The 22,477-nt window shown below is 40.4% G+C and carries 19 protein-coding genes; 3 read left to right on the top strand and 16 right to left on the bottom strand.

The genetic code is table 11. The features are described from left to right. Window positions 1–58: 58 nt before the first annotated feature. Window positions 59–745 (bottom strand): peptide-methionine (S)-S-oxide reductase MsrA, encoded by a 687-nt coding sequence (msrA, locus tag F1E73_RS00655; protein ID WP_150450842.1) that lies wholly within the window; start codon window positions 743–745, stop codon window positions 59–61. A gap of 400 nt (window positions 746–1,145) precedes the next feature. Between msrA and F1E73_RS00650 the strand changes: the two genes are divergently transcribed. Next, entirely contained in the window at window positions 1,146–1,382 is a 237-nt protein-coding gene (locus F1E73_RS00650; RefSeq protein WP_150450841.1) for a hypothetical protein, read from the top strand. Between the two features lie 100 nt (window positions 1,383–1,482). Here the strand turns inward: F1E73_RS00650 and F1E73_RS00645 are convergent, their stop codons facing one another. From F1E73_RS00645 to F1E73_RS00615, 8 genes are all read right to left on the bottom strand, one after another. Continuing rightward, window positions 1,483–2,703, bottom strand: a complete 1,221-nt coding sequence (locus F1E73_RS00645; RefSeq protein ID WP_150450840.1) for a sensor histidine kinase — start codon at window positions 2,701–2,703, stop codon at window positions 1,483–1,485. A 317-nt stretch (window positions 2,704–3,020) separates the two neighbouring features. Then, complete coding sequence (gene secA, locus F1E73_RS00640; RefSeq protein ID WP_086477198.1) at window positions 3,021–6,380, bottom strand: preprotein translocase subunit SecA; 3,360 nt, start codon at window positions 6,378–6,380, stop codon at window positions 3,021–3,023. Window positions 6,381–6,533: 153 nt separating this feature from the next. Then, a complete protein-coding gene (locus tag F1E73_RS00635) occupies window positions 6,534–6,758 on the bottom strand; it encodes a DUF2795 domain-containing protein (protein ID WP_013994285.1) in 225 nt (74 codons plus the stop codon). Between the two features lie 134 nt (window positions 6,759–6,892). After that, entirely contained in the window at window positions 6,893–7,468 is a 576-nt protein-coding gene (locus F1E73_RS00630; RefSeq protein ID WP_086477199.1) for a cob(I)yrinic acid a,c-diamide adenosyltransferase, read from the bottom strand. A 114-nt stretch (window positions 7,469–7,582) separates the two neighbouring features. Next, window positions 7,583–7,750, bottom strand: coding sequence for a hypothetical protein (locus F1E73_RS17535; protein ID WP_191088971.1), 168 nt, complete (start codon window positions 7,748–7,750; stop codon window positions 7,583–7,585). Window positions 7,751–7,795: 45 nt separating this feature from the next. Continuing rightward, complete coding sequence (locus F1E73_RS00625; protein ID WP_086477200.1) at window positions 7,796–8,296, bottom strand: hypothetical protein; 501 nt, start codon at window positions 8,294–8,296, stop codon at window positions 7,796–7,798. A gap of 59 nt (window positions 8,297–8,355) precedes the next feature. Then, window positions 8,356–10,224 (bottom strand): ABC-F family ATP-binding cassette domain-containing protein, encoded by a 1,869-nt coding sequence (locus F1E73_RS00620; protein ID WP_086477201.1) that lies wholly within the window; start codon window positions 10,222–10,224, stop codon window positions 8,356–8,358. 7 nt (window positions 10,225–10,231) lie between these two features. After that, window positions 10,232–11,452 (bottom strand): lipoprotein N-acyltransferase Lnb domain-containing protein, encoded by a 1,221-nt coding sequence (locus F1E73_RS00615; RefSeq protein WP_223883316.1) that lies wholly within the window; start codon window positions 11,450–11,452, stop codon window positions 10,232–10,234. Between the two features lie 274 nt (window positions 11,453–11,726). Between F1E73_RS00615 and F1E73_RS00610 the strand changes: the two genes are divergently transcribed. After that, window positions 11,727–12,491 carry a CDP-alcohol phosphatidyltransferase family protein gene (locus F1E73_RS00610; RefSeq protein WP_086477203.1) on the top strand — a complete coding sequence of 255 codons (765 nt, stop codon included), beginning with the start codon at window positions 11,727–11,729 and terminating at the stop codon, window positions 12,489–12,491. A gap of 92 nt (window positions 12,492–12,583) precedes the next feature. On the opposite strand, the gene lptB is transcribed toward F1E73_RS00610, so the two are convergent. The 4 genes from lptB to F1E73_RS00590 all read right to left on the bottom strand — a co-directional run bounded on the left by lptB (window position 12,584) and on the right by F1E73_RS00590 (window position 15,528). Further along, entirely contained in the window at window positions 12,584–13,324 is a 741-nt protein-coding gene (lptB, locus tag F1E73_RS00605; protein WP_086477204.1) for an LPS export ABC transporter ATP-binding protein, read from the bottom strand. A gap of 65 nt (window positions 13,325–13,389) precedes the next feature. Beyond that, entirely contained in the window at window positions 13,390–13,740 is a 351-nt protein-coding gene (locus tag F1E73_RS00600) for a carboxymuconolactone decarboxylase family protein (protein ID WP_086477205.1), read from the bottom strand. Next, window positions 13,724–14,563: a twin-arginine translocase subunit TatC gene (gene tatC, locus F1E73_RS00595; protein ID WP_086477206.1), complete on the bottom strand. Its 840-nt coding sequence runs from the start codon at window positions 14,561–14,563 to the stop codon at window positions 13,724–13,726. Before tatC ends, F1E73_RS00600 begins: the two co-directional genes overlap by 17 nt. Beyond that, complete coding sequence (locus F1E73_RS00590; RefSeq protein WP_086477207.1) at window positions 14,563–15,528, bottom strand: KpsF/GutQ family sugar-phosphate isomerase; 966 nt, start codon at window positions 15,526–15,528, stop codon at window positions 14,563–14,565. The genes tatC and F1E73_RS00590 overlap by 1 nt, the downstream gene beginning before the upstream one ends. Before the next feature lie 212 nt (window positions 15,529–15,740). Between F1E73_RS00590 and recQ the strand changes: the two genes are divergently transcribed. Next, complete coding sequence (recQ, locus tag F1E73_RS00585) at window positions 15,741–17,942, top strand: DNA helicase RecQ (RefSeq protein ID WP_150450874.1); 2,202 nt, start codon at window positions 15,741–15,743, stop codon at window positions 17,940–17,942. Between the two features lie 79 nt (window positions 17,943–18,021). On the opposite strand, the gene F1E73_RS00580 is transcribed toward recQ, so the two are convergent. The 3 genes from F1E73_RS00580 to F1E73_RS00570 all read right to left on the bottom strand — a co-directional run bounded on the left by F1E73_RS00580 (window position 18,022) and on the right by F1E73_RS00570 (window position 22,470). Next, on the bottom strand, window positions 18,022–19,077 hold the full coding sequence (locus F1E73_RS00580) for a S66 peptidase family protein (RefSeq protein WP_150450839.1): 1,056 nt from the start codon (window positions 19,075–19,077) through the stop codon (window positions 18,022–18,024). 96 nt (window positions 19,078–19,173) lie between these two features. Beyond that, on the bottom strand, window positions 19,174–20,493 hold the full coding sequence (locus F1E73_RS00575; RefSeq protein WP_086477208.1) for a carboxypeptidase-like regulatory domain-containing protein: 1,320 nt from the start codon (window positions 20,491–20,493) through the stop codon (window positions 19,174–19,176). A gap of 432 nt (window positions 20,494–20,925) precedes the next feature. Continuing rightward, window positions 20,926–22,470: a carbon-nitrogen hydrolase family protein gene (locus tag F1E73_RS00570; protein WP_086477209.1), complete on the bottom strand. Its 1,545-nt coding sequence runs from the start codon at window positions 22,468–22,470 to the stop codon at window positions 20,926–20,928. Between the last annotated feature and the right edge of the window lie 7 nt (window positions 22,471–22,477).

Here is a 22,477-nt window from a genome sequence, read left to right as displayed (position 1 = left end):
GAAGCTGTTTAGTGCGAAAGAGGGATTATTGCTTTAGTTTTCTATAGGCTTTTACCCATTAATGATCCCGTGTTTTCAATAGATGGGGAAATTTCTTTTGAAACTTTCTTAAACGAGGGATGGAAACATTTTGAATATACGGGTTGTTGGGATGTTTTTTCTTATAATCTTGATGGTACTCTTCTGCCTGGTAAAATATGGTAAAGGGACTTACTTCCGTAACAATAGGGGAACGGTAGACTTTCTGTTCTGTTAGGGTGGCTATATGGTCTGTGATGATCTTTTTCTCCTTCTCCGTTTTGTAAAAGGCAATAGAACGGTATTGGGGACCGTGGTCCGGACCCTGTCTATTGAGGGTGGTGGGGTCATGGGAACCAAAAAATACCGTCACTAGCGTTTGGAAAGAAATACGTTTAGGGTCGTAATATACCGCCACAGTTTCTGCATGGGAGGTAAGGCCATTGGCCACCGCTTTGTAACTGGGGTCGACCTCCTTGCCGCCTGCATAGCCAGAAACTGCTTCTTTAACCCCTGATAGCTCTTCAAAAATAGCTTCTACACACCAAAAGCAACCACTCGCAAAATAGGCAGTATCCAGTTCCTGTAGGTTTTGGGGCGTGGTAACAGCTATCTTCTTGGTCTTGGTTTCAGATTTTTCAACGGACAAACAGTTTAGTGAAATAAGCCCTAGTAGGAAGAGCAGCGTTAATTGTACCTTTTTCCTGTATATTCTATTTTTTCTCATGATTTTCTTTATCAACTAATTGGATGAATTACTGCTTCCATCTTAGGGATTTCCCCATAAAGCTGAGAGCCCCTATAAATTTACAAAAGAATTCGTGGAACCTTTAAGGATTGGAGATTGGTTTTCCTAGGCTTAATGTTTGGTAGGGGAAGGGATATAATTTTCCGTTGATGAGAGCATAGGTAAGCAAGCAATTCCCTTAATAAAGGCTGCTCTGTTATAAGGTCGACCAAATACCAATAAACTGGGTAAGTGAACCAGTGTATTCTTTTCGTTTATCGACATTAATAGACGCTTTATCTATGATTTTGTCGGACACCGAAAATTTGGGAGCTTCAACCTATTGTATTGTGTCAAAGGACTTATTAGACGTTAGTTTGTTGAATAAATTCCCCGTAGTATGAAAGTAATTGTTAGCTTTTTATTTGTTCTTTTTATAGGTGGTTCGGCCCATGCCCAGCAGGGAAATAAGTCGGTAGCGTTGGAAACAGCATCCGTGGAAATGCAAATTACTAATGGGCAGAAGACTTCCAAGGAGGCTAAAAAGGAGGTAGCACGCGTATATAAATTTAAGAATTCCAGGATAAAAAAGGAATTGTCTTTCACTACAAAACGGAACAGAGCCAAGTTGGCCTAGGTTTCATTTCATTGCTTTTATTCAATTAAAAACCTCCAGATCCAATTCAAGAATTAATGAGTTTTTGTCGCCGCTACAGTGGCTATTCCGTCATGTTCTTTTAGGAGCTTGCAACGGGATTGAACTGGTGATTTACCTCCGAAAATGCTATGATGTAATTGGCCCCTTTTTTGGAGTTGTCCCTTACAATAGTCCCTCTAAGTTGTCTTACCAAATTATGAATAAGCTTTAGTCCTAAGGTTTGAGAGTTCGCGAAGGAAGTGTTTTCCGGGAATCCTACTCCATCATCCCCAATGAATAGTTGATAGTCTTTAGCGTTTAGCTTTTTAATTTCAATATAGATCTCGCCATATTCTTCATTTTTGATCCCGTATTTTAGAGCATTGGTGATTACTTCGTTAATCAAGAGACCGAGAGGGATGGCGGTATCTATTCCCAACTTAATATTTGGGATTTGAATATTCAGTGTGATATTGTTTTCCTTGCCTTTAAAAGAACGGACCAAATATTCTCCCAACTCTCGCACATAGGATTTGTATTCTATTCTGGAGATGTCTTTGCGATTGTACAGCATCTCATGTACCATGGCCATGGAAATGACGCGATTTTGACTGCTTTTAATGATTTGGCTGATCTTTTTGTCCCCGCTAGTTCTGGATTGCAGGCTTAAAAGACTGGATACCGTTTGTAAATTGTTCTTTACTCTATGGTGAATCTCCTTAAGCAGGTTGTCTTTTTCCTTGATACTTATTTCATTCTCTTTTCTTATTTTTAAAAGTTCCTGATGCGCTTTTACAAGATTTTTCCCCAAAACACTCCCCAGTAGGTAAACGGAGAAGAGAATACTAAGGAGGCTAAACAGGTTTCTGCTTTCCAGGGGAACCACATTCTCCGTAAAATTAAATTGTGCCACACTTTGAGAGTAGATGAGCACAATAATAAGTAGGTTGAGGTTTAAATAGATCCTGCCATAGGTCTGGGTGCTAATATAGCCTGTAAAAACTATCAGTGCCAAAACAAAAATAAATGGACTATTGATGCCGCCACTATATAAGGTGACAATTATAGCAGTCGCAAGTGCCATGATGGAGCTTATGTTGTAGGTGAGCGAAAGCGATTTATGTTTGCTATAAAGAACAGTATTGATCAGGTTTAAGGTTCCAAAAAATATAAAAACATAGGGGATAATCTGGCTAATTTTAAGGATCGTAAAACAAAGAACACCAAAAATAATGGTAAGGAAGGATGCAATGTAATTTACCCTTAACGTGAAATGGACCTTGTTAGTGAAATGGGGTATGTTTTTAATGGGTATACGCATTAATGTAAATGATTAATGGTGAGTAATCTGACTATGATAACCTAATTGGATTATGGTACTACGTACTTTAATTCAATTAATAAAGTAGGTTACATCAAATTATTTGGGGGAAGTGAATTTGATGGAAAAAAAGGTCGACTTTTCTTTCTGTACTCAATATAATAAGTTTTTTTTAATGTAAGGTCTAAATAGCGAAAAAGTAAATTTAATCTTTGATTTACCTAAGAATATTCTTAGAAGGAAGGATGTTAAAAAAAAAGCGCGACAAATAGGGATTCGTCGCGCTGATACTAGGTTTACAGTAGGTCTCTTTTGGATTATTCCTCAATCAATACCCATTCTCCCTTATCAATGAGGGGTTCTGCTTGCTTGTATTTTAAGGTTTTGCTCTCTCCGGACATTACATTTTTAATAGTAACCCGTTCATTTCTTCCAATTTTGGCCTTTTCCCGGACGATGGTCTCGGTAACCTGGGGTCTACCAGACTGATTTTGACCAACAGCCCTGCTTCGTGCTGCCATTTCATCACTATTCGGAATCTCTTCCTTGGAAGTTTTAAGATTTTCCTTAGGTCTGCTAACGTTCCTAGCCTCTTGAATCTCGTTGCTTTGGTTGGGCAATTCTCCCTTGAACAAAAAGGATACTATTTCTTTATTCACCTTCTCTATCATTGCTTTAAAGAGCTCAAACGCTTCAAACTTATAGATAAGTAAAGGATCTTTTTGTTCGTGCACCGCCAATTGAACGGACTGTTTTAATTCGTCCATTTTTCTCAGATGGGTTTTCCAAGAGTCATCAATGATAGCCAGGGAGATGTTCTTCTCAAAATCGGTTATCAATTGCTTTCCGTTAGACTCATAAGCCTCCTGAAGATTGGTTACCACATTCAAGGATTTTATGCCGTCTGTAAATGGAACTACAATTCTTTCAAATTTATTGGCATTGTCTTCATAGACGTTTTTAATAACGGGAAAGGCAATGGCGGCATTCCGCTCCATTTTGTTTTGGTAATGTTCATAAGTGGCCTTATAAATTTGATTGGCCATCTCCTGAACTCCCAATTTGGCAAAGTCCTCCTCGCTTATTGGGGAGGTAATGGAGAAATATTTTATCAGTTCAAACTCAAAGTTTTTGTAGTCGTTGGCAGCCTTGTTGGTATCTACGATTATCTCACAGGTGTCATAGATCATATTGGCAATATCCAATTTTAATCGCTCGCCCTGTAAAGCATGCCTTCTTCTCTTGTAAATAACCTCCCTTTGCGCATTCATAACATCGTCGTACTCCAACAATCGCTTACGAATCCCAAAGTTGTTTTCCTCTACTTTTTTCTGTGCGCGCTCAATGGATTTGGTCATCATGGAATGTTGAATAACCTCTCCTTCTTCCAAGCCCATTTTGTCCATCATTTTGGCCACTCTGTCCGAACCAAATAGACGCATTAGGTTATCTTCCAAGGATACATAGAATTGTGAGCTTCCCGGATCTCCTTGTCGTCCAGATCTACCTCTTAACTGCCTATCTACCCGTCTAGAGTCATGGCGTTCCGTACCAATAATGGCCAAACCACCTGCTTCCTTAACTTCCTTACTTAATTTAATATCGGTACCACGACCGGCCATGTTGGTAGCAATGGTTACAATACCCGCTTTTCCTGCTTCGGCCACAATTTCTGCTTCTTTCTTGTGCAGTTTGGCGTTAAGGACATTATGGGGAACCTTTCTAATGTGGAGCATTCTAGATAGTAATTCCGAAACTTCTACAGAAGTGGTTCCAATCAATACGGGTCTTCCAGCTTTGGAGATTTTGGTCACCTCTTCAATGATACCATTGTATTTTTCGCGTTTGGTCTTATAGATCAAATCTTGCTTATCCTCACGAGCTATGGGTCTGTTGGTTGGAATCTCCATAACATCCAACTTGTAGATTTCCCAGAATTCACCGGCTTCGGTGATAGCGGTTCCTGTCATCCCCGCCAGCTTGCTGTACATCCTAAAATAATTCTGCAAGGTTATCGTGGCAAAGGTCTGGGTCATAGCCTCTATCTTAACGTTCTCCTTGGCCTCTATAGCCTGGTGAAGTCCATCGGAATACCTACGCCCGTCCATAATACGTCCGGTCTGCTCGTCCACAATCATTACTTTATTGTCCATCACCACATACTCCACATCTTTTTCAAAGAGGGTATAGGCTTTTAGCAATTGGTTCATGGTATGGATTCTTTCGCTTTTAATGGCGAAATCCTTGAATAACTCTTCCTTTAATTCTGCCTCTTCATTGATCTCCAAGTCCTGACTTTCAATTTTGGCAATTTCATTACCAATATCGGGCATCACAAAGAAATCCTTATCCCCATCTCCGGAAAGGTATTCTACCCCTTTATCCGTAAGTTCTATTTGATTGTTCTTTTCATCGATAACAAACCAGAGCTCTTCATCTATTTGATGCATTTCCCGGTTGTTGTCTTGCATATAGAAGTTTTCGGTCTTTTGCAGTAACTGTTTAACCCCTTCTTCACTCAAGAATTTAATTAGGGCCTTGGTTTTGGGTAATCCCCTGTAGACACGTAATAATAGAAAGCCTCCTTCTTTGGTATTTCCTTCTTGAATTAATTTTTTTGCTTCCGCCAATACCCCGGTCAAATAAGCTCTTTGTTTGCTAACAATGTCACTTACTTTTGGTTTTAATTCGTTAAACTCATGACGATCCCCTTCTGGTACAGGTCCAGAAATAATCAAAGGAGTACGGGCATCATCCACAAGAACGGAATCCACCTCATCCACAATGGCAAAGTTATGTGGTCTTTGTACGAGGTCCGAAGGGGTGTGGGCCATATTGTCCCTTAGGTAATCAAAACCAAATTCGTTGTTGGTGCCATAGGTGATATCAGCATTGTAGGCAGCTCTTCTGCCATCTGAGTTTGGCTGGTGTTGGTCTATACAATCTACCGAAAGTCCGTGGAATTCAAAGATAGGGGCCATCCATGCACTATCCCTTTTAGCCAAATAATCGTTTACCGTAACCAAGTGTGCTCCGTTCCCGGTAAGGGCGTTGAGATATAGGGGTAGGGTAGCTACCAAGGTTTTACCTTCCCCGGTCTGCATCTCTGCTATTTTACCCTGATGTAATGCGATACCTCCAATTAACTGAACATCATAGTGTACCATGTCCCACGTGACCTTGGTTCCGGCTGCATCCCAAGAGTTACTCCAATTGGCCTGCTCCCCACTTAAGGAAACATACTCCTTGGTGCCAGATAATAATCGGTCATACTCTGTGGCTTTCACCGTGAGGGTCTCATTGTTGGCAAATCTTTTGGCTGTCTCCTTTACCACAGCAAATGCTTCGGGAAGGATCTGGTTAAGAGTTGCCTCCGTAGTGGTATAGACCTCTTCTTTTAAACGGTCTATTTCCCCATAAAGCTCCTCATTCTTATCGATATCAGGGGAAGCCTTAACCTCTTCTAAAAGTGCTGCTATCTTGTCCTGATTCTCCTTTATGGCTTCTTGGATGGTATTCTTAAAGAAGGTAGTCTTTTCTCGAAGCTCATCAAGGGAAAGTTTTTCTAATTCGGATTCAAAGGACTTTATTTGGTCTACCAATGGCTGTAGGTCTTTTACGTCTTTCTTGGACTTGTCTCCTACAAATGCCTTTATGATGGAATTTAAAAAATTCATAGTATTATAATGTTGTTAATGAAAGGACCTAAATAAAGGCCTTTCGGGTACGTCTTATGGCAACGCAAGGTTCGGTTATACTAAAAGCAGTCTCAAAATTACGTAAAAAAAAAGCCTCTGATGAGACTTTTTTGTTGTAATTCCGTTAATATTTTAATACTCGTCCTCGTTCCAAAGATAATCTTCTTCCGTAGGATAGTCTGGCCAAATCTCTTCAATTGACTCATAGATTTCCCCACCTTCCTCTTCCATAGATTGTAGGTTTTCCACAACTTCTAGAGGGGCACCGGTTCTAATTGAGTAATCTATCAATTCGTCTTTGGTCGCTGGCCAGGGTGCATCGCTCAAATAGGATGCTAATTCTAAAGTCCAATACATCGCAATAGTATATTAAATTTTTGCAAAAGTAAATTTTATTGTGTAATAAGCAAGTTGTTTTGATTGAAATATAACTAATTTATTAACAATATATTACTTTCAACGGGTTAATGATATATTTTTAATGGATTTTGTTACTTCTTCTTATCAGGAATCCATTGTGTCTCTTGCACATTAAGTTGTTTAGACAAGTTTCGTGCCAATACAAATAGAAAGTCCGAAAGTCGGTTAATATAGGCTAAAATATGGGCATCTACTCCTGACATTTGGTTTAGATGCGACACTAATCGTTCTGCCCTGCGGCAGATGGTTCGGGAAATATGACAATATGACACTGTTGGGTGACCTCCTGGGAGTATAAAATGGGTCATAGGTGCCAAGCCTTGTTCCATCCTATCGATCTCCTGCTCCAAAAATGTTAAGTCATCCTCGCCTATCTTAGGAATATTGAGTCTGTCCTTTCCATTTTTTAATTTTTCTTTCTCAGGGTCAACCGCCAAGAGTGCACCAATAGTAAAAAGTTTGTCTTGGATAGTCTTCAGTACCGTGTTGGTTAAGGGGTCTGTTTTTTGATCCCTGATTAGGCCTATCCATGAATTTAACTCGTCAATGGTACCATAGCTTTCTATTCGGATATGATGTTTGGGAACCCGGGTGCCACCTAAAAGGCCTGTGGTGCCGTCATCGCCCGTCTTTGTATATATTTTCATAGTGATTTCTTATTTAGATGCGTGTTCTGTGCTTACTTAGGAACAGGGATAACTCTCCCTTTGGACTTCCTTACTTCTGGAAATTCTTGAGTTTTGAAGACATTAAGGGGATAACTATCCTTGGGTTTTCTCCTCTTCTATGGATTTATTGCGATCCTCCATCCGGTGGCCCTCCATAAATTTTCTGGATTTCCGATCCCTCTTTTTCTTTCTGTTTCGGCCTTGGAAAACAAAGTACAGTATAGCAAGTATAGCAAGTACAATATAGATGGTGTAGTCCATTGAATTAAGTTTATGTAGCTTTTATCGTAGTCTAAATTTACGGGTTTAAACTCTAATTTTAAAATGTTCCCTTGCTTGCTCTTGTCTAATAAAGAGAAGGCCCCCAAAATACATATCCATACTTACAGTTACCACCTCCAGCTGCTGAAGGGTTTTCCAAAAGGTGTTCCGTTCCTCATTTCTATAAATTGCCGGGACGTAGATAATACTACCGTTCTTGATTGCTGGGTTTCCTACTACATATTTATCCAAGATGGTTTTGCTTAGGGAATCTAGGCAAAGTAATTTTGAGTTTTGCGCCGTAATAGTTATTCCATGGGAGCTCAATCGCTTTATCAGTGCTTCATTATCACCTACCAGCTGTACCTCCTTTAGTTTAAAGTAATCCAGGCTCTTTAAAAGAATAGCCGTGCTTTTAGGGGAGGGATAATAAGGTGGCTTATAGAGGCATTTGGTGACAAAATTATAAATGAAAGGCGAGTGTACCCCATGTTGGTTGGTAGATGCAAGCCAAAATCTTATATATGATAAAACCCTATAAAGCATTTAAAAAAATCCTGTTTTAAGTGCAAGTTGAACCTTGTCCATATAATTATAGTGTATCCTTACATGGATAGCTCAAACCATCGTTCGGTTTTCTTTTCTATACTAGCTTCAATGTCACTTAGCTGTATGGAAAGCTCAGTAATTTCCTCTCCAGAAAGGCTGGTGTCTGTGAATTTGTGTTGTAGCGCTTCCTTTTTGGCTTCTAATTTCTCTATGTCTTTTTCCAATTGCTTAAACTCCTTCTGTTCCAAAAAACTAAGTTTTTTTTCCTTTTGGGAATCGGTGCGTTCCGGTTTAGAGCTTTTAATCTCTACTGCTTTTTGTTTCTCGGCCCTTAGGTCTTGTTCCATACTGTCCTCATAGGTCCGGTAATCGGAATAGTTGCCTGGGAAGTCCTCTATATGGGCATTGCCTCTAAATACGAATAAATGGTCTACAATTTTATCCATAAAGTACCTGTCGTGCGAAACCACCAATAGACATCCTGGGAAATCCAATAAAAAACTCTCCAAAACATTCAGGGTAACAATATCTAGGTCGTTAGTAGGTTCATCCAGAATTAGGAAATTTGGATTTTGAATGAGGACAGTACATAGATATAATCGTTTTCGCTCCCCACCGCTTAGTTTCTCAACAAAATCGTACTGCTTTTTGCGATCAAACAAAAATCGCTCTAGCAACTGTTGTGCAGATATCTGTCTGCCTTTCATTAGGGGGATATAATCCCCAAACTCACGGATAACATCAATTACTTTCTGACCTTCTTTAATCTCAATGCCCCCCTGGGTGTAATAACCAAATTTGATGGTTTCCCCAATAACTACCTTACCGCTGTCTGGGGTGTCTTTCCCAGTTAGAATATTTAGGAAGGTAGATTTACCAGTACCATTCTTTCCAATGATCCCAATCCGCTCTCCCTTAATAAAATTATATTCAAACTTATCTAAGATGGGTTTCCCGGGGTAGGATTTAGATATTTTATGGAGTTCTACCACCTTACTACCCATCCGCTCCATATTAATTTCTAGCTGTATCTCATGATCCTGCCTGCGCTTATTGGCTCGTTCTTTTATATCGTGAAAATCATCTATCCTGGATTTGGATTTGGTGGTACGGGCCTTGGGTTGCTTGCGCATCCAGTCTAGTTCCTTTTTGTAGAGTAGTTTGGATTTGTGCTGTTCCACAGCCTCTTGCTCTATTCTGGCTTCCTTCTTCTCTAGGTAATAGGAGTAATTTCCTTTGTAGTTGTATAATTGTCCATTGTCCAATTCCAAAATCTCATTACAAACCCGTTCCAAGAAATACCTATCGTGAGTTACCATGAAGAGGGTGAGATTTTCTCTGGCGAAATACTGCTCTAACCATTCTATCATCTCCAGATCCAAGTGGTTGGTAGGCTCATCCAAGATCAGTAGATCGGGCCTATTGATCAGGGCATTCGCCAATGCCAGTCGTTTCTTTTGTCCTCCAGACAATAAATTAATCTTAATGGAAAGGTCATCCAGCTTTAATTTGGATAGAATTTGTTTATACTGGGTCTCAAAATCCCATGCATCATAACGTTCCATTGCCTCAAAAGCTTTTTGATAGGCTTCTGCATCCTCTGGGTTTTGCAAGGCGTGCTCGTAATTTTGAATCACTTTTAACACCTCGTTGTCCGAAGCAAAAATGGTTTCTTCTATCGTTAGATCGGGGTCTAGGTTGGGCTCTTGTTCCAAGAAGGAGATCCTGACACCTTTTCGCATGTTCACTTGGCCGGTATCCGAAGAATCTTTACCTGCCAATATATTTAATATAGAAGTTTTTCCACTACCGTTTTTAGCGATAAAAGCAATCTTTTGATCCTTGTTAATACCAAAGGAGATATTGGAAAAAAGGGTAAGTTCGCCAAACGATTTGGATAGGTTTTCTACCGTGAGAAGATTCATTGATAATTTATTTTAAACGAGTTGAATGCTGGAAATGCTTCCATAAATACAGATATCGAATTCCTAGCATTATTAAAAGAGGAGTGATTAGTGGTGAAAAAGCCTGAATTTTAAAGATCCATATAATAGCTGTGGCCACTACCATCCCCAAAAGAAACAGTATATATTTGGGGAGCCAAGAAGTGGAAACATTTTTTTTATGGATCACAAAGGCAACCAAGATATTGACTGGGAATACCCAAAATATATTAAAATTATTTACCGTGGCAGTATGGTCCGTAAAGAACCATAGAAGCAGTACCAATAGGCCTGTTAGGCCAGTTAGGGTAAAGAGCGTAACATCTAACCACCTGCTCCGAGCCTTCTTTTTATAATCCCTATAAGTAAGGAATAGCACCCAAAGGGAAACTACCAATATCCAGAATAGGGGAGTACCAAAAAAACTTTGGGCCGTAGCTATTTCTCGCTTACCCAAGATGGTGTTTTCCTTGCCTACTAGGTTGTTGCCTTCCAAGGTAGTGTTGCGTAGCTGATACATCACATAATCTGGTAAGAACATGTGCTCCTTTGAAGTGGCCGTTTTATCAATGACCGATCCCAAGGCAAGGTCTATCCCAAAACTGGACCAGGAATTTAAGGTCAGGTTTTGATGTATCAATTCCCTAAAGGTGTATTTTTCCGCTAGCTTATCCTCAAAAACTAAATTGCTGCCCAAGGTTTCCTCTAAAACATCTCCAATTTTAGTGGCACAATTATTATAGAAGAAATCATATAAATAATCCCTGTTCTCGGGTAAGTGATTGGTTTCAAGATATTGGTATAGCGTATTTTTTTCAGCCGGGTCCAAATTAAGTTGTTGTTCTACCACCCACCGGTTTTCCAATTCATAGGCATAGAGAAAATAGGGGGTTTTCTGCTTGCTTAGGGAATAGTAGAGGTTGCCCATGGCAAAATCCACATAGAACATTGGAGGGTTAAAATCAAAGGTGCCATAATTGTACACCACATCCAATCCCTTTAAAGGGTCTTTTACTCTAAAGGCACTATGGCCAAAGGTGGTATACAGATCGGAACCAGAACCGCAGGTGAGCACGCTGATTTGGGCGGTGGGGGATAACTCTTCCTGTTGTGCCCAACAGAGCATGCTAATACTGAAAAAGAATAAGAATAGTTTGTTTTTAAACCACATATTGAAAAGGGAGACGCTGCTGCTTGTGATAATAGACACAAATATCGAATAAATAAAAGGATTTAGGAACACTGGGAGAGGCGATTGTAAAAAATGGCGTTAATTTTAACAGCATTTTTTATTAAATGGTATTTTTACCCATGTTTGCCTATCTTGGTTCCGAATTTATTTAGCGACTTGTTTCTGTAGGGAATACAGCACTCTATATAAAAATATGAATCCCTTGGTAGGAGCAAGAGGAAACCTGATCCATATCAAAATCACAGGTGTACCAATTGCATAGGATCGTCAAAAAAATAATAAATAGTAACATATGAAAAGACATATCCCAAATTTAATTACCATGTTAAACCTATTATGCGGTTGTATTGCAACGGTGTTTGCGGTTAAGAATCACTTGGATATTGCTGCTTTATTTGTCTTTTTGGGTATCTTTTTCGATTTCTTCGATGGTCTAGCTGCCCGTGCCCTAGATGTGAAAAGTGAACTGGGCCTACAATTGGATTCCTTGGCCGATATGATTACTAGTGGATTGGTGCCAGGAATTGTAATGTACCAGCTATTATCCATGTCTTTGCATGGAGGTTGGAATACAGGGTGGGTCTCCGTGGCCACGGATACTTTGGAAGAGAGTGCCACCGCTTTGCCATGGCTTCCCTTTCTAGGGTTTCTCATCACCTTGGGGTCGGCCTATCGCTTGGCGAAATTTAATGTGGATGAGAATCAGGTGTCTTCCTTTGTAGGGTTGCCCACTCCTGCTAATGCCTTATTGATATTGTCTTTTCCTTTAATTCTCCTTTATCACAACAACGAGGTCTTGAACCACCTAATCTTAAATGAAACCTTCTTGATTGTGACTACCTTGTTGAGTACTTTTTTGTTGAATGCTCCCATAAAACTGTTTGCTCTGAAATTTAAAAATTGGAGTATAAAAAGCAATGCAATGCGCTATGTGTTTATAGTGGTTAGTCTGGTACTAATCCTTACTATGAAGTTTATGGCCATACCAGCTATAATTGCTATTTACATAGTGAGCTCCGTAATAATGCAATTGGACAATAGAAAGCAAGTTCAATAGTCCATTGATGGGTGGGGACTGGCAGAATCCTGGCGTGAAGGTGCCAGGAGTGTATGCTTAAACTATTTGAAAATGGTTAAGAGGGGGCCAGCTTAAAAGTCTAGCTTCTTTTTTCTAAGTTCAAAGTTTTGTCCTAGGTATACCTTACGGACCATTTCATCTGCAGCCAAATCTTCTGGAACCCCGGATTTTAAGATGCCTCCCTCAAACATTAGATAGGAGCGTTCTGTAATGGCCAAGGTTTCTTGTACGTTATGGTCAGTAATTAAAATGCCTATGTTTTTATCCTTTAACTGGGCAACAATTTTCTGAATATCCTCTACGGCAACCGGATCTACCCCTGCAAAGGGTTCATCTAATAGAATAAATTTGGGGTCGGTAGCAAGTGCCCTGGCAATTTCGGTACGTCTTCTTTCTCCCCCCGATAATAGATCACCCCTGTTCTTGCGGATATGACCAAGGCCAAACTCCTCTATGAGCGACTCCATCTTCATTAATTGTTCTTTTTTGCTCAATTTGGTGAGCTGAAGTACGCTAAGGATATTGTCTTCAATACTTAGCTTTCTAAAAACGGAAGCTTCTTGGGCAAGATAACCGATTCCGTGTTGCGCCCTTTTGTACATGGGGAAATTGGTGATCTCTTTTTGGTCCAAAAAAATCTTGCCTCCATTTGGTTTAATCAAGCCAACGATCATATAAAAGGAGGTGGTTTTTCCAGCTCCATTGGGTCCTAACAATCCCACAATTTCACCTTGGTTAACTTCCAGGGAAATCCCTCTGACCACCTGTCGTCCTCGGTAGGACTTCATTATATTTTCTGCTCTTAGCTTCATATTTTTCGTTGCTATTTCCCAAAACTAACCCTTATCTTGATCAAGGGAAAGAATTTGTCGTTTTTTTAACCTTGTAGGTTTTCCAGTTCTTCCCAATATTCATAAGCTTTTCTTAGGTGAGGTACTACGATGGTGCCGCCAACCAAAGTAGCTATTCCCAAGGTTTCCATTACCTCTTCCTTGGTGGCGCCCTCCTTATGGGAACTTTCCAAATGGTACTTTACGCAGTCGTCACAGCGCAATACCGCTGAAGCTACCAGGCCCAATAATTCCTTTGTTTTAACATCTAGAGCCCCGGCGGCATACGCATTGGTATCTAGGTTGAAGATCCTTTTGATTATTTTGTTGTTATCGGCCAAAATCTTCTCATTCATTTTGGTGCGATACTCGTTGAACTCTTTAACTTGATTTGACATGTCGCTTTTCTTTTTTTGCTTCGTTTCGTAAAACAACTTTGGAGATAAAGATACTTACCTGATACAATATCAATATAGGGATCGCTACAATAATCTGGCTAGCTACGTCCGGAGGGGTAATAATAGCAGACAGGATCAATACTACTACAAGGGCTATTTTTCGGTATTTGCGCAGTACATCCGGGGTAACAAGTCCTATTTTGGTTAGGAAATAGATTATTATCGGTAATTCAAAAATGAGTCCACATGCAATTACTGCCGCTCTTACCGTAGATATGTAGGAGCTTAAATCGATCTCCCGTATTACCGTATCGCTAATAGAATACCCTCCTAGGAAATTGATAGACAATGGAGCTACGATATAGTACCCAAACAACACCCCAGTGAAAAATAGGGCAGAGGCAATAAATATAAATCCTTTGGCATTCTGTCTTTCACTATCATAGAGTCCAGGGGCTATAAATTTCCATAATTCATAAAGAACGTAGGGGAAGCCTACAATAAATCCGGCCCAGATAGAAGTCCATATATGTGCAGAAAACTGCTCGGACATTTGCCTACTTTGAACTGTAAACAAAGGCTCAGCGTTGCAAAACGCCTCGCTAAAACCTAATAACTTAGACAGTGTACAGAAGACCTCATAGGTTGGGAAATGGGGCATCATAGGTCCAAAGATGATGGTTCCGAATATAAAATCCTTCATTAAAAAGGCAACACTCCCTATAAGTACAACAGCTAAAGTTGCTCGAATTAAATGCCATCTTAATTCTTCTAAATGGTCTAGAAACGACATTTCATTAGGGGTCTTTTTGTTTTTTGTCATTAGAGTATTCCTTCGTTTATTAAATTATGTAAGTGTACTATCCCTTTATATTGGTCACCATCCACAGCTAGTAGCTGAGAAATGCCTTTAGCCTGCATAAGTTCTAAAGCCTTTATGGCCAAAACGTTCACATCTATTGTCTTAGGGGTGTTGCTCATAATATCCTTGGCGGTTAACCCGTAGATGTTATCGTACTTGTTTAGCATTCGTCGTATATCGCCATCGGTAACGATGCCCACTATCTTATTGTTTTCCATCACCGCGGTGGCACCCAACATTTTTTCAGAAATTTCTACAATCACCGATTTTACATCGCAACTAATGTCCACTTGGGGCACTTGGTTGGTGGTGGCCAGGTCCCCTACCCGTAGGTAGAGTTTTTTGCCTAAGGCACCTCCTGGATGGTATTTTGCAAAATCCTTGCTACTGAACCCTTTTAACTCCAATAGGCATATTGCAAGGGCATCGCCCATTACCAATTGAGCCGTGGTACTGGTGGTTGGGGCTAGGTTGTTGGGGCAGGCTTCTTTTTCTACATAGGTGTTTAGTACAAAATCTGCCTGCTGGGCTAAAAAGGAGTCTTTGTTCCCTGTCATCCCTATCAATTTGTTGTTCCCGCGTTTAATTAAGGGGACCAGCATTTTAATTTCCGCTGTATTGCCGCTTTTGGATATACAGATCACAACATCGTTCTCCTGTACGGTCCCTAAATCCCCATGGATGGCATCTGCTGCATGCATAAAAATAGAGGGCGTACCAGTGGAGTTTAGGGTGGCAACAATTTTTGAAGCTATTAAGGCACTTTTTCCTATACCTGAAATAATTACCCTACCTTTGGAGGTGCGAATGTATTCAACGGCTTTGGAGAAATCATCGTCTAAAAGGGAGGAGAGGTTGTGGATCGCCTCGGCCTCATTTTCAATAGCTTTTTTCGCTATGGCCAGTATATTATGATTACTCAAAATAATGTTAAATTATGTGGTGAAATTTCTATCCTAAAAGAAAATCTTATATTTAAATCGGTAAAATTACATAAACTAAAGTATATAGGATATTTTAATTTTCAAGAAATTAATTTCTGCAAAATAATTAAATAAAAACTGAAAAATTACTTAACTTAAAGAATTTACTTTTGGTGTAGTGGCCAAATAACATGAAGAAAATGGTAAAGTACGGTATGAGTATTGATGAGGTCGATTTAGGTGCCTACCTAAAAAAATATTTTGGATTCTCCCAGTTTAAAGGATTACAGGAAGATGTAGTTAAAAATATAGTTCAGGGAAACAACACCTTTGTAATTATGCCCACTGGAGGGGGGAAATCTTTGTGTTATCAGCTTCCCGCATTAATGTTGGAAGGGACGGCCATTGTGGTTTCTCCCTTAATCGCTCTAATGAAAAATCAAGTGGATGCCATTCGTGGAATATCCGAGCATACTGGGGTAGCCCATGTGTTAAACTCCTCCCTAAACAAATCAGAGGTTAGACAGGTTAAGGAAGATGTTAGCTCCGGGGTCACCAAACTTTTGTACGTGGCTCCAGAATCGCTGACCAAGGAGGAGTATGTGGATTTTCTACAAAATGAAAAAATTTCTTTCGTTGCCGTAGATGAAGCGCATTGTATTTCTGAATGGGGGCACGATTTTAGGCCAGAATACCGTAATTTAAAATCCATTGTTCAGAGGCTAGGGGATAATATCCCTATTATTGCTCTTACGGCTACTGCAACTCCAAAGGTGCAGGAAGATATTATTAAAAACTTAGGAATTGGGGATGCAGAGGTCTATAAGGCTAGCTTTAATAGACCCAATCTTTTTTACGAGGTAAGGCCAAAAACCAAGAATGTAGATGCCGATATTATCCGTTTTGTAAAACAGAATCAAGGGAAATCGGGGATTATCTATTGCTTAAGCCGTAAAAGAGTGGAAGAACTAGCCCAGGTGTTACAGGTTAACGGAATTAGCGCGGTCCCTTATCACGCGGGTTTCGATGCCAAAACCAGATCTAAATATCAGGACATGTTCCTAATGGAAGATGTAGATGTGGTAGTGGCTACTATTGCCTTTGGAATGGGAATAGATAAGCCAGATGTTCGTTTTGTAATCCACCACGACATTCCTAAAAGTATCGAGAGCTATTACCAGGAAACCGGAAGAGCCGGTAGGGATGGGGGAGAAGGTCACTGTTTGGCCTTTTACTCCTATAAGGATATAGAAAAATTGGAAAAATTTATGTCCGGGAAACCCGTGGCAGAACAAGAGATCGGAAACGCCCTGTTACAGGAAATAGTTGCCTATGCAGAAACTTCCATGTCTAGAAGAAAATTTATCCTCCATTATTTTGGGGAGGAATTTGACGAGGAGAACGGTGATGGTGCGGATATGGATGACAACTCCCGTAATCCTAAGGAAAAACAGGAAGCTAAGGACAATGTTCTTAAGGTTATTCAGGTGGTATCCGGGACTAGTGAAAAATTTAAATCCAAGGAGGTTGTCAAGGCGCTAACCGGTAAGGTCAATGCCCTTATTTCTTCCCATAAAACGGAAGAAAAGCAGTTTTTCGGTATTGGTAAGGATATGGATAAAGGCTATTGGATGGCCCTAATCCGTCAAATGCTGGTAGCTGGTTTACTGAAAAAGGAAATAGAGCAGTACGGAATTTTACAAGTAACGGCTTCAGGTAAGGAGTTTTTAAAAAATCCTACCTCTTTTATGATGACTATAGATCACGTTTACAATAAGCAGTCAGACGATGCTATTGTAAGTGCAGCAAAAGCTGGTGGAGGCGTGGCAGATAATAGGCTGCTAAAAATGCTCAGGGATCTAAGGAAGAAACAGGCCAATAGGCTAGAGGTACCTCCATTTGTAGTGTTTCAGGATCCTTCTCTGGAGGATATGGCATTAAAATATCCAGTTACCGTAGAAGAGCTTGTCAATATCAATGGGGTAGGGGAAGGAAAAGCCAAAAGGTATGGAAAGCCCTTTTTGGAGCTAATAGCCTCTTACGTGGAGGAAAACAATATTTTACGGCCCGATGATTTAGTGGTAAAAAGTACCGGTGCCAACTCTGCCTTAAAATTATATATCATTCAGAATGTGGACCGCAAGTTGCCTCTAGATGATATCGCTTCGTCCAAAGGATTGGAGCTAGAGGAGCTTATTAGGGAAATGGAGCAGATAGTCTATAGTGGGACCAAGTTGAACCTGGATTATTGGATCGATGATATTTTGGATGAAGATCAGCAGGAAGAGATCCATGAATACTTTTTGGAAGCGGAGTCCGATGGTATAGAAGAAGCTTTAAAAGAGTTTGATGGGGATTATGAAGATGAGGAACTTCGCTTGTATCGACTTAAATTTATAAGTGAAGTGGCCAATTAGGTTGTAATGCCTAAAGAAAACAAAAAATCCCCGTTTTAGCTAAAACGGGGATTTTTTTTGTTTTGTACATACTGTATAGTTATTGAACCGCACTTTCTAGCAAGGTTAGTTTCTTGTTTTCCGCATCCAAAGAGGCCTTTATACCAATAGGAATGGTGAAGTTATGGTCTATATGTCCAAAAGAAAGTCCGTATACGGCAGGAATATTTAAAGCTGCTATCCTATCCAAAATAACTTCCTTTAAGGTAAAGGTGGTGGGGCCAGGTGTTCGGTCGCAACCCTTAAACACCCCCAAGGCCACCCCTGCAGCTTTATGTAAGGTTTTGCTCTGCATTAATTGCGTTAGCATTCGATCAATACGGTAGGGGGCCTCCTCAATTTCCTCTAGGCAGACAATGGCATCTGTAAAATCTATTTCATCGGGTGTGCCTACTAAGGCACTGACCAAGGTAAGGCTTCCACCTAGCAGTTTACCTTTCGCTTTACCAGGGCAAATGGTGTATCGCTCATATTCGGGTTTTTTGAATTCTGGCTTGTCCGGGTAATTTTTATTCACCAAGGGTTGTTTTGATCTGGTGTCCATTACCACTTTTTCCAATTGGGCAATACTGTAATCGTCCGTAATAGTACTCCCTACAGGTCCGTGAAATGTTATTAATCCCGTCTTTTGATACATGGCATTCAATAAGGCCGTTATATCACTAAATCCAATAAAAACTTTTGGGTTCTTTCTTATAAGGTCAAAGTCTATCATGTTCATGATGCGTGTGCATCCGTAGCCCCCTCGTGCACAAAGAATGCCCGCTACCTTGGGATTGGCAAAGATCTCATTTAAATCTGCTGCTCTTTCTTCATCCGTATTGCTAAAATAACCATGGTTTCCAAGAATGCGGTCTGTATGGAAAGGAATAAAACCCATCGTCCTCAAGGTGTCCTTTGCTTGTTCTAAAATATTGGGAGGTATGGCAAAACCGGGTGCAATGAGCCCTATAGTGTCACCTCTTTTTAATGCTCTTGGTTTTACGGGGGATATGGAGGGTAGCATCGGGTTGGGTTGACCTAATAAGAGGGATGGGGCCATACAGGCAATGCCTACGCCACTGGCTTTTTTTAAGAATTGTCTTCTCTGTTGCATAAAATTGGGTATATGGGCTAAAATAGCAAATTTCCATATAAAAAGGGAGGGGCTAGCTGGTATGCTCCCTCCCTGTTTCAATTTCTATGCTGGTATTTATCGGGCAGACGGTCCGCCACTAGACTCTGACCTTCTCAATTGTCGTTGGATTTTTCTGATGGCCGATTCTATGGATTTTTCCGGTTCAATGATATTGAATTCGCCCCAAAAGTCCGGATCTGCAAAGCCCGATGCCTCATCGCTTAAAATTACGGAAGTTCTTAAGCGGTCTTTATATTTAGGCAATGCTCCCGAAATGTTCTTTTCCCAATCTGTGACTGCCATTTCACAGCTCATACTGTAAATGGAATTAAAAAGTTTGTCGTCCCAATCTATCTTAAACACCAAAAGTACATTGCTGTACCCGTAGTACCAACGACCGTTCTTTTCCCTGTAATCTACCCTATAGGCAATGTCGGTTGGCCACACCTTGGCCTTAGCAGGTTTTTTGCGGACAAATAGCCGCGCAGCTTCTTCCCTGTCCGTGATGTTAAGGGAGAAAACGGCACTTGTTAGAATCTTATTTTCCCCGTCTATATATAATCTTCCCTGATATAAGGGGGCGGTTATATAGTCTTTTTGTTTAAAATTTATTACATAGATCAATCTATCGTTGATACGGGTGGAGTTTTCATAGCTAAAGTTATAATTATCAAAGGAGTCTTCGGAGAAAATATATTGTGGGTATTTCACCATATCTACAAATAAGGCATTGAAGGGACCGCCCTGTAATTTTAAAACCACCGTATCTAACCTACTGTAGTCCGTACTTTTTCTAGACTTATATAGTTCAACCACATCTTGCCGATCGGTATTGTAAGGGGTTTTGTAAATGTTCACTACAGCTTCGGAAAGAGATACGTTTCTTCTTCTTTTTTTTATGGTTTCCCTATAAAAAGCGGTCATGATGGTAGGATCCTCAAAATAATTCTCCCCTCTTCGCTTTAAAGTTTCCCGTACTAAATTTCTGGGGTCCTTTGGTATAGAGAGGCTAACTTCGGGAAGTTCTATGGTAGAGGTTTGTAGGGTGATATCATTTTTTCCATCTTCTAATTGCGCCAGGGGTATTATTTTGGTTTCGTATCCAAGAAAGGAAATGGCCACCTTGCCCAGAACAATGTCTTTGGGAACTTTTAACGAGAACTGACCCTCTGCGTTGCTCACTGTGGTAATATTGGTGTTTTCTATGGAAATATTGGCCAATACCAAAGGTTTGTTGGTTTGGCTGTCTATAACCGTACCCTGATAGCTGATAAAGTTAGCCTCTGGGTCTGGGAGGTCCTGCGCCCATAGCTGTCCTGATGTTCCCAGGAGTAGCAGGACCTGGAATACGGTAGCCAGGATGCCTATTCTTAAAGAGAAAAGTTTCTGTTTCATTGGATGTCGCTTTTGGAGGGGTACGCTATTTACTATTATTAGCTTTCTGGGAGTGGTCTCTACTGACCCTGAAAGGGTTGGTGCCCCCTTGCTTGTTAAATTCAGTATGTCAATATATAATCCCCATACGTGTCTGGGGCGTATCTCAACTTTCTATTGAGACCTAGAAGATCGTTGCGGTGCCTATTCCTCTTATTTCCTTGTTAGTAATACCATTTACAAACTATCTAAGTAAAACAGATCGGATTAAAGGGCGGGAAAGTTCCTATATACAAGGTAGTGATTTTAAGTGAGATTCCCTAAAAATTAAAAGGCTAAATAGGGGAGGGATGCGGAGTGAAAACAGGTTTCGGAATGGAGGTGTTGAGGCAGTGAAATGAACACTGCCTCCAAATATGTCCTCTAAATGTTCTATTAGGGCGTTGTGCCTGCTTATGGATTTAATTTCTTAAGGTCAAAAATATCTTTCCTTCTATCTTTTAAATTACGGACGCTGCCAAATTGATTCAGTTCGGTGAGTAGGTCTAAATCTAGGTCTACAATTAGTATCATCTCTGTATTTGGCGTTGCTTCGGCCTTTATTCCATTGGCCGGAAAGGCAAAATCACAGGGGGTAAATACCATGGATTGGGCATATTGTATGTCCATATTATGTACCTTGGGGAGGTTACCCACACTTCCTGCTATGGCCACGTAGCATTCGTTTTCTATTGCTCTTGCTTGGGCACAGTTGCGCACCCTGGAATACCCGTTCTGGGTATCGGTGAGGAAGGGAATAAAAAGAATATCCATGCCTTCGTCTGCAAGCAGTCTGCTTAGTTCCGGAAACTCGGAGTCGTAACAAATTAGAACCCCAATCTTACCGCAGTCCGTCTCAAAGGTTTTTAACTGGTTTCCGCCCTGCATGCCCCACACTCGTTCCTCATCTGGGGTAATATGCAATTTCTCGTAACTTTCCTTAGTTCCGTCCCTTTTGCACAAGTAACCAACATTGTATAGTTTGCCATCTTTCATTTCGGGCATGCTACCGGTAATAATATTGATGTTGTAGGTGATGGCCAATTCGGAAAACCTTTGTACAATGGTAGCTGTGTGCTGTGCCAATTTACGGATGGCTTCAGATTCGGGTAAATGGTTGTCCTCTGCCATTAACGGGGCATTGAAAAACTCTGGGAATAGGGCAAAATCGGAACGATAACCAGATACGGAATCTATAAAATATTCTGCCTGTTGCAGTACATCGTCCAAGTTTTTATAGGGCCTCATCTGCCATTGTATTAATCCTACCCTTACTACCCTTTTATTGGTAGTTGGTTCTTTTACTACCTTTTCATAATAGATATTGTCCCATTTTAAAAGTACGGCGTAATCATTGGACGCGGCATCCCCCTCTAAGTAATTTTTTAAGACCCTAGTGGGATAAAAGTCGTTCGAAATTTGAAAATTAAGCACGGGGTCGTGTATCTCTTTTCTCCTTACCTTGTCTATATAATCCTTAGGGGAAAGGGTGTCCATATATTTATGGTAGTTGGGAATACGTCCGCCAAAGGCGACCCCTTTTAAATTTAGGCGCTCACATAGGTCCTTACGGTAATCGTAAAGTCGCCTTCCCAATCGCATTCCCCTAAATTCCGGTTTTATAAAAACTTCTATGCCGTATAGGATATCTCCCTCGTCAGTATGCGTGTTAAAGGTATAATTCCCCGTAATCTGCTGATAGGTATGTTGGTGATCAAAGTCGTTGTAATTGATAATGATAGAAAGGGCACAACCCGCTATTTGATTGTTCACCTTTATAACCACTTGTCCTTCCTGGAATTGCTTTATTAGCGTTTCTATTTGGTGCTCTTGCCAATAGGCATGGGGCATAGTGGTATAGGAGGCTATCATGGCCGTTTTAAGCTCCTGATAGTCGTCCAGACATAAATAGGATAACTCTATGTTTTCTATGTTCTCAAGGTTGAATTTAGTATCCATTATCTGG

It is taken from the genome of Arenibacter lacus (genome assembly GCF_008711145.1).
Classification (GTDB): Bacteria; Bacteroidota; Bacteroidia; order Flavobacteriales; family Flavobacteriaceae; genus Arenibacter; species Arenibacter amylolyticus.
Note: the sequence above shows the minus strand (reverse complement) of the source record. Positions and strands in the feature narration are given on the sequence as shown.

What these genes read in the sequence shown, in the direction of transcription:
- F1E73_RS17535 (WP_191088971.1), bottom strand. Translation starts at nt 7,750, where the DNA reads ATGGACTACACCATCTATATTGTACTTGCTATACTTGCTATACTGTAC.
- F1E73_RS00630 (WP_086477199.1), bottom strand. Translation starts at nt 7,468, where the DNA reads ATGAAAATATATACAAAGACGGGCGATGACGGCACCACAGGCCTTTTA.
- F1E73_RS00620 (WP_086477201.1), bottom strand. Translation starts at nt 10,224, where the DNA reads ATGAATCTTCTCACGGTAGAAAACCTATCCAAATCGTTTGGCGAACTT.
- F1E73_RS00635 (WP_013994285.1), bottom strand. Translation starts at nt 6,758, where the DNA reads ATGTATTGGACTTTAGAATTAGCATCCTATTTGAGCGATGCACCCTGG.
- F1E73_RS00650 (WP_150450841.1), top strand. Translation starts at nt 1,146, where the DNA reads ATGAAAGTAATTGTTAGCTTTTTATTTGTTCTTTTTATAGGTGGTTCG.
- F1E73_RS00600 (WP_086477205.1), bottom strand. Translation starts at nt 13,740, where the DNA reads ATGTCAAATCAAGTTAAAGAGTTCAACGAGTATCGCACCAAAATGAAT.
- lptB (WP_086477204.1), bottom strand. Translation starts at nt 13,324, where the DNA reads ATGAAGCTAAGAGCAGAAAATATAATGAAGTCCTACCGAGGACGACAG.
- tatC (WP_086477206.1), bottom strand. Translation starts at nt 14,563, where the DNA reads ATGACAAAAAACAAAAAGACCCCTAATGAAATGTCGTTTCTAGACCAT.
- F1E73_RS00580 (WP_150450839.1), bottom strand. Translation starts at nt 19,077, where the DNA reads ATGCAACAGAGAAGACAATTCTTAAAAAAAGCCAGTGGCGTAGGCATT.
- F1E73_RS00610 (WP_086477203.1), top strand. Translation starts at nt 11,727, where the DNA reads ATGAAAAGACATATCCCAAATTTAATTACCATGTTAAACCTATTATGC.
- F1E73_RS00625 (WP_086477200.1), bottom strand. Translation starts at nt 8,296, where the DNA reads ATGCTTTATAGGGTTTTATCATATATAAGATTTTGGCTTGCATCTACC.
- F1E73_RS00570 (WP_086477209.1), bottom strand. Translation starts at nt 22,470, where the DNA reads ATGGATACTAAATTCAACCTTGAGAACATAGAAAACATAGAGTTATCC.
- secA (WP_086477198.1), bottom strand. Translation starts at nt 6,380, where the DNA reads ATGAATTTTTTAAATTCCATCATAAAGGCATTTGTAGGAGACAAGTCC.
- F1E73_RS00575 (WP_086477208.1), bottom strand. Translation starts at nt 20,493, where the DNA reads ATGAAACAGAAACTTTTCTCTTTAAGAATAGGCATCCTGGCTACCGTA.
- msrA (WP_150450842.1), bottom strand. Translation starts at nt 745, where the DNA reads ATGAGAAAAAATAGAATATACAGGAAAAAGGTACAATTAACGCTGCTC.
- recQ (WP_150450874.1), top strand. Translation starts at nt 15,741, where the DNA reads ATGAGTATTGATGAGGTCGATTTAGGTGCCTACCTAAAAAAATATTTT.
- F1E73_RS00645 (WP_150450840.1), bottom strand. Translation starts at nt 2,703, where the DNA reads ATGCGTATACCCATTAAAAACATACCCCATTTCACTAACAAGGTCCAT.